The sequence below is a fragment of the Reinekea thalattae genome (assembly GCF_008041945.1).
GTDB classification, from domain to species: domain Bacteria; phylum Pseudomonadota; class Gammaproteobacteria; order Pseudomonadales; family Natronospirillaceae; genus Reinekea; species Reinekea thalattae.
Genome location: NZ_VKAD01000001.1, coordinates 567,584 through 582,890, shown reverse-complemented (window position 1 = coordinate 582,890; position 15,307 = coordinate 567,584). Strand labels below are relative to the sequence as shown.

Genomic DNA, 15,307 nt, shown 5'->3' with positions numbered 1-15,307 from the left:
AATGAATCAATCAACTCAAGCCGTGAGTTCATTGCCAAATTCTGATGATCTTATGATGTCGGTCGAGAATTTATCCGTTCAGTTTGGACGTAACAAGGTTGTTGATCAGGTTTCTTTTGATCTTTATCGAAATAAAACGCTCGCCATCGTTGGCGAATCTGGATCGGGTAAGTCGATCTCATCTCTTGCCATTATGGGTTTAACCAAGCATCTCGGTGCTGAAATTACCACGGGGCGGATTCAATTTGAGAGCGATTTACTTGGGCCTGTCGACCTAACCCAGCTGCCCGAAGAAAAGCATCGGCTGATTCGTGGTCGAGAAATTTCGATGATTTTTCAAGAGCCGATGGCGTCGTTAAACCCGGTATTTACCATTGGTCATCAACTATGCGAAACACTGGTGTTACATCAGGGTATTTCATACCAGCAAGCAAAACTTAAAGCCTGTGAACTGTTAGATTTGGTGCGGGTGCCGCAATCCAAAAGATTGCTCGGCTATTACCCTCATCAGTTATCCGGTGGCCAACTGCAACGTGTCATGATTGCAATGGCGATATCCTGCCGACCCAAAGTTTTAATTGCTGATGAGCCAACCACAGCGCTCGATGTCACCATTCAAGCTCAAATATTGTCACTCATCAAAGACTTACAAACAGAACTGAACAGCGCAATTGTTTTTATCAGTCACAACATGGCCGTTGTTGCAGAAGTCGCCGATGATGTACTGGTGATGCGCAATAGCTTAGAGGTGGAGCGTAATTCACTCGAGGCAATGTTAAGTGGGCCTAAAACGGCCTACACGCGTAACCTATTATCCGCAGTGCCAGAATTAGGCAGCATGACGGGCACTACAAGCCCTAAGTATTTTGAGCAATACGATGATGATGAAAAAGTACTCGAGGCGCACGACCAAGACAGTCGAGTTGATTACTCAGCGCCGCTATTAGAGGTCGATAAGCTGACTGTTCGTTATCCGTTATTCGATGGCTTTTTAGGTCGACTTTCCCATTATGTTCATGCTGCAGAACAGGTTTCGTTTGCGATTTATCCGAATGAAACGCTGTCCATTGTCGGTGAGTCTGGCAGTGGCAAATCAACCGTTGGTAAAGCGATTCAACAACTGATTGAACCCTTTTCTGGTGAAGTCCGGCTTGAGAGTGAAGACATCTATAAGGTTTCTTCATCGCGTAAAAAGCTCTTTAGTCGAGACATCCAATATGTATTTCAAGATCCATACGGAGCATTAAACCCTCGTAAAACCATTGGCGCGTCGATTATCGAACCGGCGTGGGTACACGGCCTTGTTCGCAGTAAAAAGCAAGCCGATGAACGAGTGTCTGAATTACTTAAGATGGTCGGCTTATTACCAGAACAGGCGCGCAGATACCCGAAAGAATTTTCTGGCGGTCAGCGGCAACGTATCTGTATTGCACGAGCTTTGGCTTGCGAACCGAAACTGATCATTGCTGATGAAGCGGTGTCGGCGTTGGATGTCTCCGTGCAGGCACAGGTGGTTAATCTGTTTTTGAATTTACAGAAAACCCAAGGGATCGCCTATTTATTTATCTCACACGATATGGCCATTGTTGAGCGTATAAGCCATCGAGTTGCCGTGATGTATTTAGGACAAATTGTAGAAATAGGGACGCGGCAACAAATTTTTGAAAACCCTCAGCACCCTTATACAAAGCGATTGATCTCTTCAGTACCGACAATAGCTACCCGAAATAAAAACAGGCCGCCAAACTTTAGTACTGAAATTCCAAGCACTATTAAAAAAATAGGCAGCCAACCCAACGTTCACTCTTACGTTGAGGTAAATAAAGGCCATCTGGTCGCAAATCACAGTCCCGAGTTTACAACTATAAACGATTAATAAAATTAATTACTTAGGAGTATTTTCTTGTGAAAAAATTAGCAAATACCGCTTTGACAAATGCAAGTCAGGGCATTAAAAAAACCATTAAGGTTGGTGCAATTTTAATTGCTGCAGTGACTTGTTCAGTCAATTCATTTTCTGCCGACCAACTAACGGTCGCTCAAGGTTACGATCCACAAAACCTAGATCCGATTGATACTTTTCGGCTTTCTTGGGGCTCCATCGGAAGCAATATCTTTGAAGGCTTAATTCAGCGTGATGAGACATTAAAGCTGTCACCAGGACTTGCAACCAGTTGGGATTTTTTAGATGACAACAGTCGTATACGTTTTCATTTGCGTGAAGGCGTAAAATTCCATAATGGTGAGCCTTTTAACGCTGACGCCGTTAAATATACCTTTGATAGATTACTCGGTGAGCAGGGCATGAAAGGCCCTCAGCGTTCCAACTATACATCCATTGATACTGTTAATGTTGTTGACGAATTTACTGTCGATTTTGTCATGAATCAGGTTGACCCTGTATTAATCACCAAGCTTGCCGGTTATGGCGCGATGATCGTACCGCCAAAATATATTGAGCAAGTCGGCGAAGAGGCATTTGACCGTAAGCCTGTCGGCACAGGACCGTACCAGGTCGTTAATTATGAGCCTTCAGTTGCAGTAGAGTTAAAACGCTTCGATGATTATTGGAATGGCACGGCTAAAACAGAATTTGTCACCATTCGATTTATTGCCGAACCTGCAACTCGCATGGCTGAGTTGATGTCTGGCGGTATCGACATTTCACTTAACATTCCAAGCACCTCAGTTGAAGCGTTAAAAAACAATAAAGGCGTTGATCTCGTGACTGTACCAGGGCCGACGGTTTACATGATGCGTTTTAAAACCACCGATGCCATTACTGCCGACCCTCGAGTACGTGAAGCCATTAATATTGCCATTGATCGCGATGTTATTTTAACCGCGCTATTGGGCGGCTTCGGTGAAACCATTGCCAGTGCACAGGGTGAACGCTCGTTTGGTTTTGACCCATCGTTAGAGAAATACAGTTACAACCCTACACGCGCTAAAACGTTGTTAGCGCAAGCAGGAGTAAAACCAGGTACAAAAATAACCTTGGATATCCAAAACAACGATGAAACCTTCCGTGAAGTATCTCAAGTTATCAGTTCTTATTTAAGCCAAGTCGGTCTTGATTTATCGATTCGTTCAAACGACAGCAATATTATGTCTTCCGATCTAATTCCAAATGGTAAGACAGGCGAGCTGTTTTTATTTGCTTGGGGCGGTTGGACATTCGATTTCGATAACACGGCCTATTTGTTGTACCACAGTGGCGAGCGTTTTAATCCTTATATTGCCGATGAAACCCTAGATGCATTGTTAGAGCAGCAACGAGGAACTTACGACCGAGAGGTTCGTGAAAAGGCTTTACAAGAGGTCTCTCAGTACATTCGCTCCAACCATTTAGAGTTGCCATTATTTAATACCGCAGCAATGTTTGGTGTCTCTAAAAAGGTTTCAGGCTTCACGCCAGCACCCGATGATCGAGTGCGCTATATGGATGTAGCAGTAGAAGATTAAAAGTTAAAGTAACTCAGGCAGCTCCGCACTCTTATTTGGTGATCAACGACTACTAAGTGATTAGCGGCGTTGCCATTCAAGTCTTTCATTTGAGGAGAGACGCTATGCAACAACTGACATTTTTTATAAAGCGACTGATTCAAGCTGCGTTCGTGGCTTTTTCGGTAACGCTATTTGTCGCCTTTGCAATCCGATTTACTGGCGACCCGGCAGTCATGATGACGCAAGAATCTAGCAACGTGACTGAACAAGACCTAGCAATGATTCGAGAATCACTTGGTCTTAATGCTCCTTTTTATAGCCAATACTTAGGCTTTATGAAAAACCTGATTACTGGCGAGTTGGGTAATAGTTTTTTCCGTGGCCCAATCAACGAATTGATCCGTTCTGCATTACCATCGACTTTAATTCTCGCCATGACATCGATGTTAATTTCAATTTTTGTCTCTGTACCTTTAGGGATTCTTGCTGCAACAAAACAAGGAAAATGGATTGATCAACTGATTAGAATTTTATCTCTAGCAGGTCTTTCGTTTCCTAATTTCTGGCTAGCAATGATGCTGGTTTTAATTTTTTCGATCACACTGGGCTGGCTGCCTGTCAGTGGCTACAACGGAATAGCTTCGTTAATTCTACCGTCACTAACAGTCGCGATAGTTCTGACCGCAGTGAATGTTCGGCTGGTTCGTACTGCTATGTTAGATATCTTTTCTGAACAGTACATTATGGTTGCACGAGCCAAAGGCTTAAAGGAGAGGGTGGTCATTTATAAACATGCACTGCGTAACAGCGCCATTGCATTGATTACTTTTTTTGGCCTTCAGTTCGGCAACTTAATTGGTGGCATCGTTGTGGTTGAACGGGTGTTTAACTGGCCGGGTATGGGGTCGTTAGCTCTTGATGCTATTGCGCAACGAGACTACCCATTGCTTCAAGCCTCTGTTTGTATTTTGGCCATGCTAATCGTATTGGTAAACCTAGTGACTGATATGGCTTATTCATTAATCGATCCACGTATACGGGTGAAATCATGACTCAACAGGCCGCAGAAAAAGCATCGATTTGGCAATCCCAATGGATGATTCGTATTCGAAATTTAGAATTTATTTTAGGCATTAGCCTCACTTTATTGTTAGCAGGGCTGGTATTTTTATCGCCTTGGTTGTTTGCAGATAAAGCTGACAGCATTAATTTACTGGCACGCTTATCACCACCGCTTGCAAACGCTCAATACCCATTAGGAACGGATGCATTAGGTCGAGATATTTTGGCCCGAATTGCTGCAGGCGGTAAGGTTTCATTTATCGTTGGAATTTACTCTTCACTCGGAGCAGTGATTCTTGGCGCTGTTTTAGGACTCTATGCGGGCTATTATGGCGGCTGGCTCGATACTTTTGTCATGCGTTTTGCTGATATTCAACTAGCGTTCCCGTTTATTTTATTTGCCATGACTATTATCGCAATTTACGGTCCGAGCCTTGAGCGAATTATTTTTGTCATGATTGCCACCCAATGGGTGCAATATGCAAGGATTATCAGAGGCTCTGTTTTAGCGTTACGTGAACGAACGTTTATCCTTGCAGCAAAAAGTTACGGCCAGTCGAGTATTAATATTATTTTCAAACATATTTTGCCCAACGCGATGGGGCCGTTAATTATTTTGTTAACACTTAATATCGCTAACAATATTTTATTGGAAAGTAGCTTAACCTTTTTAGGTTTAGGAGTAGACCCACAAACGCCAAGCTGGGGTGGCATGCTGGCTGAAGGCAGAAACTACATCCAAACTGCTTGGTGGATAACGCTTTTTCCAGGCTTAGCTATTATGCTGACCGTGTTAGGTTTAAATTTACTCGGCGATTGGCTGAGAGATCAATTAGGTAAAAGTGTTTAGATATTTAAACTAGAGGCTTAAATTAGAAACTTAAAGGAATCTCAGTACACAAGTGTGAACAAAAAAACGCCTCTATTGAGGCGTTTTTTATCACATACTCATTCAGCTACTGAAAGCAAATTAAAAGCATTGAATGGTACTGCGTTGCGCGAAAATTTCACCGAGACCCTCGGTCGAGGTTTGCGTTTTGTCCAAAGAGGAAGCAAGCATAATTTGCTCATCTGTTGGTGTTGGCTCAATCAATTGAGGCTCACATTCAGCGGAACTGGCATTAATAATTCGGATGTAATCAATAGCATCGTGGCGCATAGAAACATAATAGGTGGGGTCAAAGACTGTCCACTCTACCTGATGATTAATAAGTGAAATGGGCGATACCGAAAACAACATCTCTAAAATCATGATTTCGTCATCGCCAACGGTTGCTGTCGACATATGCCATTTGTAAGGGCGACCTAAATCAATCGGTTGGCTATTGAGCGATAAATGCGAGTAATAACCTAAGGCTTGTAAATTGTTAACGATTTGATCTGCTTGCATCCTCAGCGCTAATTCGTCGTCGGTATATTGCTTGCGTAAATCGTCGAGAATTACTAAAGAATAAAAGGGGTCAAAGATCCAGCGTTGCCGAACTTCGTAAAGCTCGGTCTGCTCATTGATAACAAAATCGCTGGTTAAGCTAACCCAAGCATGTGGATGGCTGTGCGCCACATTGGCTATTAATAACAAAGAAAATAAAACTAACTGACGTAGCATGGGCAATTCAACATTTATAGAGCTTAGAAAAGAGGGTGCTGTACCGCAGTTTCTATAGAAGCCTGAAACAGGCTGAAACCAAGTAACAGTAATAATATGCCGCCGAAACAGGAAATAAACAAGCCTACAGTACTGTTGTGGTGGCCATGACTGGCGTCACTTGAAACAACTTTACTTAGTTGCTCCCTAAATAGAATCGTTATAAAGCCTAGGCTTGCTACTGTCAGCCCGGTGCCAAGCCCCATCAGCAACGTTGCACTAATACCAACCCAGTAGATGCCAACAATATGAGAATAAATAAGCACCATTATCGCGCCAGTACAGGGCCTTGCTCCCATGGCGACAATAATACCAAGGGTTTGCCACGGAGAGACTTTTTCGACCGGCTTATAGGTATGACAACATTGATCGCCATGGTCGTGTGAATGATAGTTGTGTGAATGATGGTTGTGTGAATGATGGTTGTGTGAATGATGGTTGTGTGAATGATGGTTGTGTGAATGATGGTTGTGTGAATGATGGTTGTGTGAATGATGGTTGTGTGAATGATGGTTGTGTGAATGATGGTCGTGTGAATGATGGTCGTGTGAATGATGGTCGTGTGAATGATGGTCGTGTGAATGATGGTCGTGTGAATGATGGTCGTGTGAATGATGGTCGTGTGAATGATGGTCGTTGCGCGCGCCAACTAATCTCTTTTTAACTTTTAAAACCGATCGCCACAAGATATAACCACCAAATAATATAACCAAAACATAACTGGTTTGCTCAGTACGTAGACTCACCAAATTGGTTTGGCTAAAGGTTTGGCTCAACAGGATGGAAATAATAGAAACAATGCTAATAGCGACAATCGCTTGAAATATCGCCGCAGCAAATGAAATAAAAATACCCTGTTTAAGAGTGTCTTTTTGCGTCGATAAATAGGTCACCAATACCGCTTTACCATGGCCAGGGCCAGCAGCATGAAATACGCCGTAAGCAAAAGAAATTGCCACTAGCATAGCGCCGCTAACACGAGGGTTTTCTTTGAATTGACTAATATGTCGTGATAACAGGCTGTGAAAGTCTGCCTGTGTTGTAAGTATGCCTTTAACGATCGCCGGCCAATAATGCCATAAAGCAGCGACGAACAAAGAGATTGCAACAATACTAACAACCGACAGGAACTTGCTTTTCATAAAAGATAATCCAATTATTTGCACTCGAAGCATAGCGCTTACACATAACAGAATGAAATCAACATGCCTCAGTGGCAGGCTTTGTCATCATTAAAATCTCACTAACACGCCTGATGTAAAAACAGCTTCGGGTTAATTAACGCGCCTGAGTGAGTTGAATCGACGATGCATACTAAGGCAAATGATATAGTATATCAATTTATGCAGAGTCAGATTTACAGTGTTGATATGTTGAATATTAGGGTCAGCACAATTAAGCCGATGTAAACCAGTCAGCCAAGGCTGAGCGCGAGTGCTGAGAACTAAACTTAGCTCGTATGATGCTTAAAATTTGATCTTGAACTTAAAGGCTACGATTGAAAATTAGGTGAATAACGGCCAGCTATATACCTCGGTTACTCATTTATTTATCATGATCCGCACTAGCTTAGCTGAATGCTGTCGTTCTATAGCAAGCATACAATGTTAGTTGAAAGAGTTTACACAATGTCCGCAAGTCGTTATTGATGGATTTTGGTAGTAATACCACAGCGCTAAGTTCCTAATAAATACGCTAAACCATCAATATGGAGAAATGATGCCTTCGTTAGTTACCTACCAAAATTATGTTCACGGTCAATATATCGCCAATGGTACGGGGGAAACCTTTGCCGTCACTAACCCTGCCACAGGCGAAATCAGTTACTTGGTAGAAACCGCTACCGAAGTGGTACAGCAAGCGGCCATCGAAAGCGCTCAAAAAGGCTTTGCCATCTGGTCTGCTATGAGCGCTATGGAGCGCAGCCGAATCTTACTGAAAGCCGTAGCGTTACTTCGAGAATCTAATGATGAACTAGCGAAAGGCGAAGTCATCGATACTGGTAAGCCTTGGCAGGAGGCTAGCGAAGTTGATGTTGTTACCGGAGCCGATTCGATAGAGTTTTTTGCCGGTCTAGCGCCCAGTATTGAAGGTAACCAACAACCCGTTGGAGATGATTTTTATTACACCCGTCGCGAACCCTTAGGTATTTGTGCCGGGATAGGCGCTTGGAATTATCCGTTGCAAATTGCTTGTTGGAAAGCTGCGCCAGCGTTGGCTTGCGGCAATGCGATGATCTTTAAACCATCAGAAGAAACGCCGCGCGGCGCTATGCGTTTGGCCGAAATATTCACTGAAGCAGGCGTACCAGACGGCGTATTTAACGTAGTGCAGGGCGATGGGCGCGTCGGTTCTTGGTTAACAAATCATCCAGACATTGCCAAAGTGTCCTTTACCGGCGAAGTCGGTACCGGTAAAAAAGTCATGGCCGCTGCCTCCAATACGCTAAAAGAAGTCACGATGGAGTTGGGCGGAAAATCCCCGCTAATCATTTTTGATGATGCCGACCTAGAAGACGCCGTTTCTGCAGCGATGCTGGGTAACTTTTATACTCAAGGCGAAATCTGTACCAATGGAACACGAGTTTTTGTTCAACAAGCGATTTACCCACGCTTTATAGAACGCCTTGTTGAACGCACTAAGCAAAATATTATTTGTGGTGACCCGATGCAGCCAGAAACTAATTTTGGTGCGCTCATTTCACAGCAGCATCAGCAAAAGGTTTTAGATTACATTGAGCTCGGTAAAAAAGAAGGGGCAACCTTGCTTGCTGGCGGTAAGGCATTGCAACCAGAAAACTCACCGCAAGGCTTTTTTGTTGCGCCAACAATATTTACCGATTGCACCGATGACATGACGATTGTTAAAGAAGAAATATTTGGCCCTGTGATGTCCATCTTAACCTTTAGTGATGAAGACGAAGTTATTGTCCGCGCTAACGATACCCAGCTAGGCCTCGCAGCTGCAGTATTTACCCAAGATATAAAACGCGCCCATCGTGTCATTCATCAAATCGATGCGGGTATTTGTTGGATCAATGCCTATGGCGCATCACCTGCCGAAATGCCCGTTGGTGGTTATAAGATGTCTGGTATCGGCCGAGAAAACGGTAGCGAAACTCTAAAAGCCTACACCCAAATAAAAGCGGTATACGTTGGCATGCAAACACTAGAAAGCCCGTTTTAAGGAATAAAAATGACTGTAAAAAATTCAAGCAACTACGACTACATTATTGTTGGTGCTGGCAGTGCAGGTTGTGTCCTTGCAAATCGCTTAACAGAAGATGCCAGTAATAGGGTGTTGCTATTAGAAACTGGCGGCAGCGATAAAAGTATTTTTATTCAAATGCCAACAGCGCTTTCTATTCCAATGAACACTAAAAAATACGCTTGGCAATTTGAAACCGAAGCTGAACCCACATTAAACAACCGCCGTATGCATTGTCCGCGCGGTAAAGTGCTTGGCGGTTCATCATCGATCAACGGCATGGTCTATGTTCGTGGTCATGCTCGTGATTTTGATGAATGGCAGCAGCAGGGCGCAAACAACTGGGATTACGCACACTGCTTACCTTATTTTAAAAAGGCAGAAACTTGGGCTTTTGGTGGCGATAATTACCGTGGCGATAGTGGCCCATTGTCGGTTAATAACGGCAACCAAATGAAAAACCCACTCTATAAAGCCTTTATTAATGCCGGTACCGATGCCGGTTACTTAGCCACTGATGACTACAATGCTGCCCAGCAAGAAGGCTTTGGCCCAATGCACATGACGGTTAAAAATGGCGTACGTTGGTCAACAGCGAATGCCTATTTAAAGCCGGCCATGAAACGTAAGAACCTAACGGTTGTAACCCATGCGTTAGTGCATAAAGTGCTGATAGAAAACAAAAAAGCGGTGGGCGTACGTTATGAAGTTAAAGGAAAACTGATTGATATAAACTGTAACAAAGAAGTTATTCTAAGCGCAGGTTCGATTGGTTCACCGCATATTTTACAGCTTTCTGGGATCGGCAATTCAAAAACGTTACAAGCTGCTGGTATTGAACCACTGCATCAATTACCGGGTGTTGGCGAAAATTTGCAAGATCATCTTGAGTTTTATTTCCAGTTTAAATGCTTAAAACCCATTTCGTTAAACCGAAAACTGGATCCATTAAGTAAATTGTTTATCGGCGTTCGTTGGATACTTAATAAATCCGGTTTAGGCGCGACCAATCATTTTGAATCTTGCGGCTTTATTCGCTCTAAAGCCAATTTAGAATGGCCGGATTTGCAGTATCATTTCTTACCTGCGGCAATGCGTTACGACGGTAAAGAAGCCTTTGCTGGTGATGGTTTTCAGGTTCATATTGGCCATAACAAACCCAAAAGCCGAGGCGATGTTAAGGTTGTTTCTAGCGATCCTCATACCGCGCCACGCATTCAATTTAACTATTTATCGCATCAAGATGATATTGAAGGCTTTCGTGCCTGCGTACGATTAACGCGTGAAATTATTAATCAGCCTGCGTTAGATGACTATCGTGGTGAAGAAATTCAGCCAGGCTTAGCCGTACAGACAGATGAACAGATTGATGAATTTGTAAGAAGCTCAGTAGAAAGCGCTTATCATCCATCGTGCTCATGCAAAATGGGAGAAGATGATATGGCTGTGGTTAATTCCAACACCCAAGTTCATGGCATTGAAAATCTACGCGTGGTCGATTCTTCAATTTTCCCAACCATACCCAATGGCAATCTAAATGCGCCAACCATTATGGTTGCAGAACGAGCTGCCGATCTAATTCTTGGTAAAACGCCTTTAGCCGCCAGTGATGCACCAGTCGTTGTTGCTGATAAGTGGCAAAGCCAACAACGTTCAGCAAGCGCGGTATAAAGAAAAAACCAGCCATAAAGACTGCCAGTTAGGTCTTTATGGCTGAGTACAGCTATCTATATTCAATGCTAAACGCAATATCCAATACCTCACAGTATCGGACATAAGGAGATAGGTAGATGGCAGAAACCAACTTAAGAGTTAAACCACAAAAGAAATTAAGATCTGCCGATAAGGCTTGCTGAAATACAGAGGGTTTGAATCACCCTGCTATTTTCTATATTGGGAGTTGTCATTAGAGAGTCAGCAAAAGCCATCTTATTAGCAGTTAAGACGGCTTTTGAAAGTTTATGAGGGAAATTTAATAAACTACGTCACTAATCAGCCATGCTCAGCTAACCAATGCTCAGCAATTTGTTGACGTGTGGCGTACCAAACATCGTCAAACTGTTTTGTGTATTCAATAAAGCGGCGTAATGCAGCCAAGCGAGCTGGTCTGCCTACAATTCGGCAATGCAAACCAATACTCAACATCTTAGGGCTTTGCTCGCCTTCACGATAAAGTTCATCAAAAGCATCCTTTAAATATTGGTAAAACTGTTCGCCACTGTTAAAGCCTTGTGGCGTTGCAAAGCGCATATCATTGGTATCGAGTGTATAAGGTACAATGAAAAGCGGCTTGGAATAGTTATTGTCCCAATAGGGTAAGTCGTCAGCGTAACTGTCGGCGCAGTATAAAATATCATCGCGCTCAGCAATCAACTCTAATGTATAAGGACTGGTTCTGCCGGTATACCAGCCACGCGGTTTGCTACCCGTGGTTTCCTGGTGAATCCGAATTGCTTCTTCGATATGCACCCTTTCCTCTTCTTTGCTGAAATCCTGATAGTGAATCCAGCGTAAACCGTGGCTGGCGATTTCCCAGTTAGCATCAAGCATGGCTTTAACAGCATCTGGATTTTTTTGTAACGCCGTGGCAACGCCAAAAACCGTCGTCGGGATATTCGCTTGAGTAAACAAGCGATGTAAGCGCCAAAAGCCAGAACGACTACCATACTCGTAAATCGACTCCATACTGAGGTGGCGATCAGCATAGGATTCAGCGCCAACAATTTCAGATAAGAATCTCTCGGAGCCTTCATCGCCATGCAATACGCAGTTTTCACCACCCTCTTCGTAATTAATGACAAATTGAAGTGCAATTTTTGCTTTGTTGGGCCAGTTTGCGTTTGGTGGTGTTTGGCCGTAGCCAATGAGGTCTCTTGGGTAATCGTTGTTCATAGGGTTCTCAGTTGATCGTGTTTCTGTTGTTACTTAGTATAACTATCTATAGGTTTCAGATTATAAGTTTCAGACTTAGAGTAAACCTTTCAGCTTTGCCAAGCCATAGCAGGCGATGGTGCAGGCATCGGTAATCTCACCGCTGATTATTTTTTGCTCAAACACCTCAAGTGGAATTTGGCAGGCAATAAGCCCCTCTTCTTCATTATCTAATTGCTGACCGACAAAGTGCAGTTGGCTGGCTAAAAAGATATGGCAGCCCTGAGTCGAGGTACCGTTGTCGACATGATGAAAGCCTATTTTTTCAATTTTATCCGCTTGGTAACCTGTCTCTTCGCGTAATTCTCCTAGCGCCAGCTGCATTGGGTCGGCATCGGGTTGGTCAGTCCATCCGCCCATGGGGATTTCGAGTGTCGGCTGTGCAATGGGGTATCGATATTGTTCAACTAAATGAATCTGGCCATTGTCGACAGCAATAATGGCGGCAAAATCGTTTTTCTCGACCACGCCATAAAGACCCTGCTCACCGCTTGGCCGCTCGATAATATCTTCACGTACTCGTATCCAAGGGTTTTTATAGGTTTCTGTTGAGGACAGCGTCTTATACATGGCGTTACCTAATTCAGTGCTGTTAGAAAGGGTTCATAAAGGCTGTAGCGCCAGATCGAAAGCGCGCAGCTCAATATCGACCTATACTGTAACGGTTACATTTAAACAATAAAAACAATTCGAGGTTGTTATGAATACTCAGCTTATTGTATCAATTCAAGGCCCTGATCGAATCGGGCTGTTCAAGCAGCTCACAGAAGATACCGCAAAACTGGGAGGTGTTTGGTTAGCCAATAAAATGATTCATCTCGAAGGCCAAATGTCAGGCCTATTGAAGCTAGACATCGAAGAAGAACAACTACCGGCTTTTGAAGAGCTAATGGCTGAATTTTACGACTATTCTGTGAGTTACCATCCGGTCTCTGGCGATAAACTCAATATCCGCCAAATGGCGCGAATTACTGTAGAAGGCGAAGACCGACAAGGCTTAACCAGTGAAATCACCCACCTACTCTATGAACAGGATGTTTTTATCGACCATTTTGAAAGCCGGCGCTACCCGGTTATTGGCTTAAGCACCGGTGTATTTGAAGCGAAGCTAACATTGAGCTTACCCGAAGGGCTGAGCGCTGATGAACTTAAAGTCAGCCTTGAGCAGCTAGATAAACAGCTGCGGGTATTTATGGATGCCTAATTGCTGTGCTGATCGATAATGGCTGAGGACAAAGCGCCTCGATATCTTGTATCATTGCCGCCCTCGTTAGACAAAATCGATTGTTATGCACTTTTTTAATTGGCCTTTGGTGGCACGCCTTGCCGCCGTTTTATTGTTAATTTCTATATTATCCGCATTGTTATTAGGAACGATTAGCTGATGTTACGTTTCGAAAACCTAACCATTGGCTACGATCGCCACCCAGCCGTGCATCACTTAAATGCACATATCGCCAAAGGCGATTTTTTAGCCTTGGTTGGCCCAAACGGCGCTGGCAAATCTACCCTATTGAAAACCATTTTAGGTCACGTTCTGCCTATTGAAGGCCACGTAGAGTTTAACGGTATCGTTAAAAGTGATATCAGCTATTTGCCGCAATCGAGCGCGGTGGATCGGCGCTTTCCTATGACGGTAGGCCAGTTTACAGGTACTGGCCTCTGGTATGAAAATGGCCCGTTTAAGCGAATTACGGCGGATCAACGCGAGCGTATACAGCTGGCGCTAGCTAAAGTTGGCTTAAAAGGCTTCGAAAAACGAACCCTCAATGCCTTATCTGGCGGGCAGTTCCAACGGCTATTGTTTGCTCGTAAATTGATTCAAAACGCGCAACTTCTGTTGTTGGATGAGCCTTTTTCCGCTGTCGACGAAGCCACCATTGAAGATTTAATGCAGGTGCTTATTGAACAGCATCAGGCTGGCGCGACGATTGTTGCCGTAGTACATAATTCAGATTTGGTGCGCCGTTATTTCCCTCAAACCATGTTGCTTTCTAGAGAATTAATTGCACACGGGCCAAGTAATGAGGTGCTCAGTGCAGACAACATCAATAAAGCCAACAGCGTTGCCTTAGGCGCTATTCACGCCGAAGTATGCGAGGTAAAACATGATTGATGCTAACTGGGAAATCACCAGCGTTATTGGCCTGTTTGTCATGCCATTTGTCGAATTCGATTTTATGCAACGTGCGTTATTGGGCATGTTGATGCTTTCGGTTAGTACTGCCCCTGTCGGCGTGTTTTTAATGTTACGGCGCATGAGCCTAACCGGCGATGCGATGGCACATGCTATTTTGCCCGGTGCGGCATTGGGTTTTTTATTTGCTGGCTTATCGGTCACCGCGATGACCATTGGCGGCTTACTTGCTGGCAGCTTTGTTGTCTTACTATCTGGGTTAGCCGCGCGCAAAACAGACACAAACGAAGATAGCAGCCTAGCGGCGTTTTATTTAACGTCGTTGGCAATTGGCGTGATGATCATTTCTATGTCTGGTAGTAATGTCGACCTAATGAACGTTTTATTTGGCTCAACATTGGCGTTAGACGATACCGCACTCATCCTATTGTTAATTATTTGCAGCATCACGCTATTAACGCTAGCAATTCTGTACCGCCCTTTGGTGATGGAATGTATCGACCCTGACTTTTTAAAGTCGGTGAGTGGTTATGGCGCGATCGCCCATTTTGGCTTTTTGATGCTCGTGGTACTGAATTTAGTCAGTGGTTTCCATGCGATGGGCACATTAATGTCGGTTGGCTTGATGATTTTACCAGCAACCATTGCTCGCTTCTGGGTAAAGCAATTGGAGCCGATGATCCTGCTTGCCATTGTACTGGCGTTTTTCAGCTGCTTGGTTGGGTTGCTACTGTCTTACTACATCAGCATTCCAACCAGCCCAACCATTATTGCCAGCTTAGGCCTATGTTATTTCGTCTCAGTACTTACAGGGCGAAATAACGGCGTGCTCAGCCAATGGTTAGGCCGTAAACGTAAGCATTTAACTGCTTAGCTGT

General features: G+C 43.9%; 13 protein-coding genes. 9 read left to right on the top strand and 4 right to left on the bottom strand.

Going from position 1 to position 15,307, the window contains the following annotated elements; genetic code table 11:
* Position 1 precedes the first annotated feature (1 nt).
* The 4 genes from FME95_RS02655 to FME95_RS02640 all read left to right on the top strand — a co-directional run bounded on the left by FME95_RS02655 (position 2) and on the right by FME95_RS02640 (position 5,359).
* Entirely contained in the window at positions 2-1,876 is a 1,875-nt protein-coding gene (locus FME95_RS02655; protein WP_246109313.1) for a dipeptide ABC transporter ATP-binding protein, read from the top strand.
* Between the two features lie 29 nt (positions 1,877-1,905).
* Positions 1,906-3,465 carry an ABC transporter substrate-binding protein gene (locus FME95_RS02650; RefSeq protein WP_246109312.1) on the top strand — a complete coding sequence of 520 codons (1,560 nt, stop codon included), beginning with the start codon at positions 1,906-1,908 and terminating at the stop codon, positions 3,463-3,465.
* A gap of 104 nt (positions 3,466-3,569) precedes the next feature.
* On the top strand, positions 3,570-4,499 hold the full coding sequence (locus FME95_RS02645) for an ABC transporter permease (RefSeq protein WP_147712888.1): 930 nt from the start codon (positions 3,570-3,572) through the stop codon (positions 4,497-4,499).
* Positions 4,496-5,359 carry an ABC transporter permease gene (locus FME95_RS02640; protein ID WP_222709893.1) on the top strand — a complete coding sequence of 288 codons (864 nt, stop codon included), beginning with the start codon at positions 4,496-4,498 and terminating at the stop codon, positions 5,357-5,359. Before FME95_RS02645 ends, FME95_RS02640 begins: the two co-directional genes overlap by 4 nt.
* Positions 5,360-5,479: 120 nt before the next feature.
* On the opposite strand, the gene FME95_RS02635 is transcribed toward FME95_RS02640, so the two are convergent.
* Positions 5,480-6,115, bottom strand: coding sequence for a DUF1007 family protein (locus tag FME95_RS02635; RefSeq protein ID WP_147712887.1), 636 nt, complete (start codon positions 6,113-6,115; stop codon positions 5,480-5,482).
* A gap of 23 nt (positions 6,116-6,138) precedes the next feature.
* Positions 6,139-7,296 (bottom strand): nickel/cobalt transporter, encoded by a 1,158-nt coding sequence (locus FME95_RS02630; protein ID WP_187265419.1) that lies wholly within the window; start codon positions 7,294-7,296, stop codon positions 6,139-6,141.
* 577 nt (positions 7,297-7,873) lie between these two features.
* Here FME95_RS02630 and betB point away from each other — a divergent pair.
* Both betB and betA read left to right on the top strand, forming a co-directional pair.
* Positions 7,874-9,340 (top strand): betaine-aldehyde dehydrogenase, encoded by a 1,467-nt coding sequence (betB, locus tag FME95_RS02625; RefSeq protein ID WP_147712885.1) that lies wholly within the window; start codon positions 7,874-7,876, stop codon positions 9,338-9,340.
* 9 nt (positions 9,341-9,349) lie between these two features.
* The gene (gene betA, locus FME95_RS02620) at positions 9,350-11,032 is read left to right on the top strand and encodes a choline dehydrogenase (RefSeq protein WP_147712883.1); all 1,683 of its coding nucleotides are present in this window, start codon (positions 9,350-9,352) and stop codon (positions 11,030-11,032) included.
* Positions 11,033-11,353: 321 nt separating this feature from the next.
* On the opposite strand, the gene puuE is transcribed toward betA, so the two are convergent.
* Both puuE and FME95_RS02610 read right to left on the bottom strand, forming a co-directional pair.
* Positions 11,354-12,253 (bottom strand): allantoinase PuuE, encoded by a 900-nt coding sequence (puuE, locus tag FME95_RS02615; RefSeq protein WP_147712881.1) that lies wholly within the window; start codon positions 12,251-12,253, stop codon positions 11,354-11,356.
* Between the two features lie 75 nt (positions 12,254-12,328).
* A complete protein-coding gene (locus tag FME95_RS02610; protein ID WP_147712879.1) occupies positions 12,329-12,862 on the bottom strand; it encodes an NUDIX hydrolase in 534 nt (177 codons plus the stop codon).
* 130 nt (positions 12,863-12,992) lie between these two features.
* Here FME95_RS02610 and FME95_RS02605 point away from each other — a divergent pair, with 130 nt between their 5' ends.
* The 3 genes from FME95_RS02605 (at position 12,993) to FME95_RS02595 (ending at position 15,303) form a co-directional block, all read left to right on the top strand.
* Positions 12,993-13,496: a glycine cleavage system transcriptional repressor gene (locus tag FME95_RS02605; RefSeq protein ID WP_147712877.1), complete on the top strand. Its 504-nt coding sequence runs from the start codon at positions 12,993-12,995 to the stop codon at positions 13,494-13,496.
* A 180-nt stretch (positions 13,497-13,676) separates the two neighbouring features.
* Complete coding sequence (locus tag FME95_RS02600; protein WP_147712875.1) at positions 13,677-14,408, top strand: metal ABC transporter ATP-binding protein; 732 nt, start codon at positions 13,677-13,679, stop codon at positions 14,406-14,408.
* On the top strand, positions 14,401-15,303 hold the full coding sequence (locus tag FME95_RS02595; RefSeq protein WP_147712873.1) for a metal ABC transporter permease: 903 nt from the start codon (positions 14,401-14,403) through the stop codon (positions 15,301-15,303). Before FME95_RS02600 ends, FME95_RS02595 begins: the two co-directional genes overlap by 8 nt.
* Positions 15,304-15,307 lie beyond the last annotated feature (4 nt).

Excerpts from the sequence above, each read along its gene's own strand:
- FME95_RS02595 (WP_147712873.1), top strand. The coding sequence starts at position 14,401 with ATGATTGATGCTAACTGGGAAATCACCAGCGTTATTGGCCTGTTTGTC.
- FME95_RS02605 (WP_147712877.1), top strand. The coding sequence starts at position 12,993 with ATGAATACTCAGCTTATTGTATCAATTCAAGGCCCTGATCGAATCGGG.
- FME95_RS02655 (WP_246109313.1), top strand. The coding sequence starts at position 2 with ATGAATCAATCAACTCAAGCCGTGAGTTCATTGCCAAATTCTGATGAT.
- FME95_RS02630 (WP_187265419.1), bottom strand. The coding sequence starts at position 7,296 with ATGAAAAGCAAGTTCCTGTCGGTTGTTAGTATTGTTGCAATCTCTTTG.
- FME95_RS02635 (WP_147712887.1), bottom strand. The coding sequence starts at position 6,115 with ATGCTACGTCAGTTAGTTTTATTTTCTTTGTTATTAATAGCCAATGTG.
- betA (WP_147712883.1), top strand. The coding sequence starts at position 9,350 with ATGACTGTAAAAAATTCAAGCAACTACGACTACATTATTGTTGGTGCT.
- FME95_RS02640 (WP_222709893.1), top strand. The coding sequence starts at position 4,496 with ATGACTCAACAGGCCGCAGAAAAAGCATCGATTTGGCAATCCCAATGG.
- betB (WP_147712885.1), top strand. The coding sequence starts at position 7,874 with ATGCCTTCGTTAGTTACCTACCAAAATTATGTTCACGGTCAATATATC.
- FME95_RS02645 (WP_147712888.1), top strand. The coding sequence starts at position 3,570 with ATGCAACAACTGACATTTTTTATAAAGCGACTGATTCAAGCTGCGTTC.
- FME95_RS02600 (WP_147712875.1), top strand. The coding sequence starts at position 13,677 with ATGTTACGTTTCGAAAACCTAACCATTGGCTACGATCGCCACCCAGCC.
- FME95_RS02610 (WP_147712879.1), bottom strand. The coding sequence starts at position 12,862 with ATGTATAAGACGCTGTCCTCAACAGAAACCTATAAAAACCCTTGGATA.
- puuE (WP_147712881.1), bottom strand. The coding sequence starts at position 12,253 with ATGAACAACGATTACCCAAGAGACCTCATTGGCTACGGCCAAACACCA.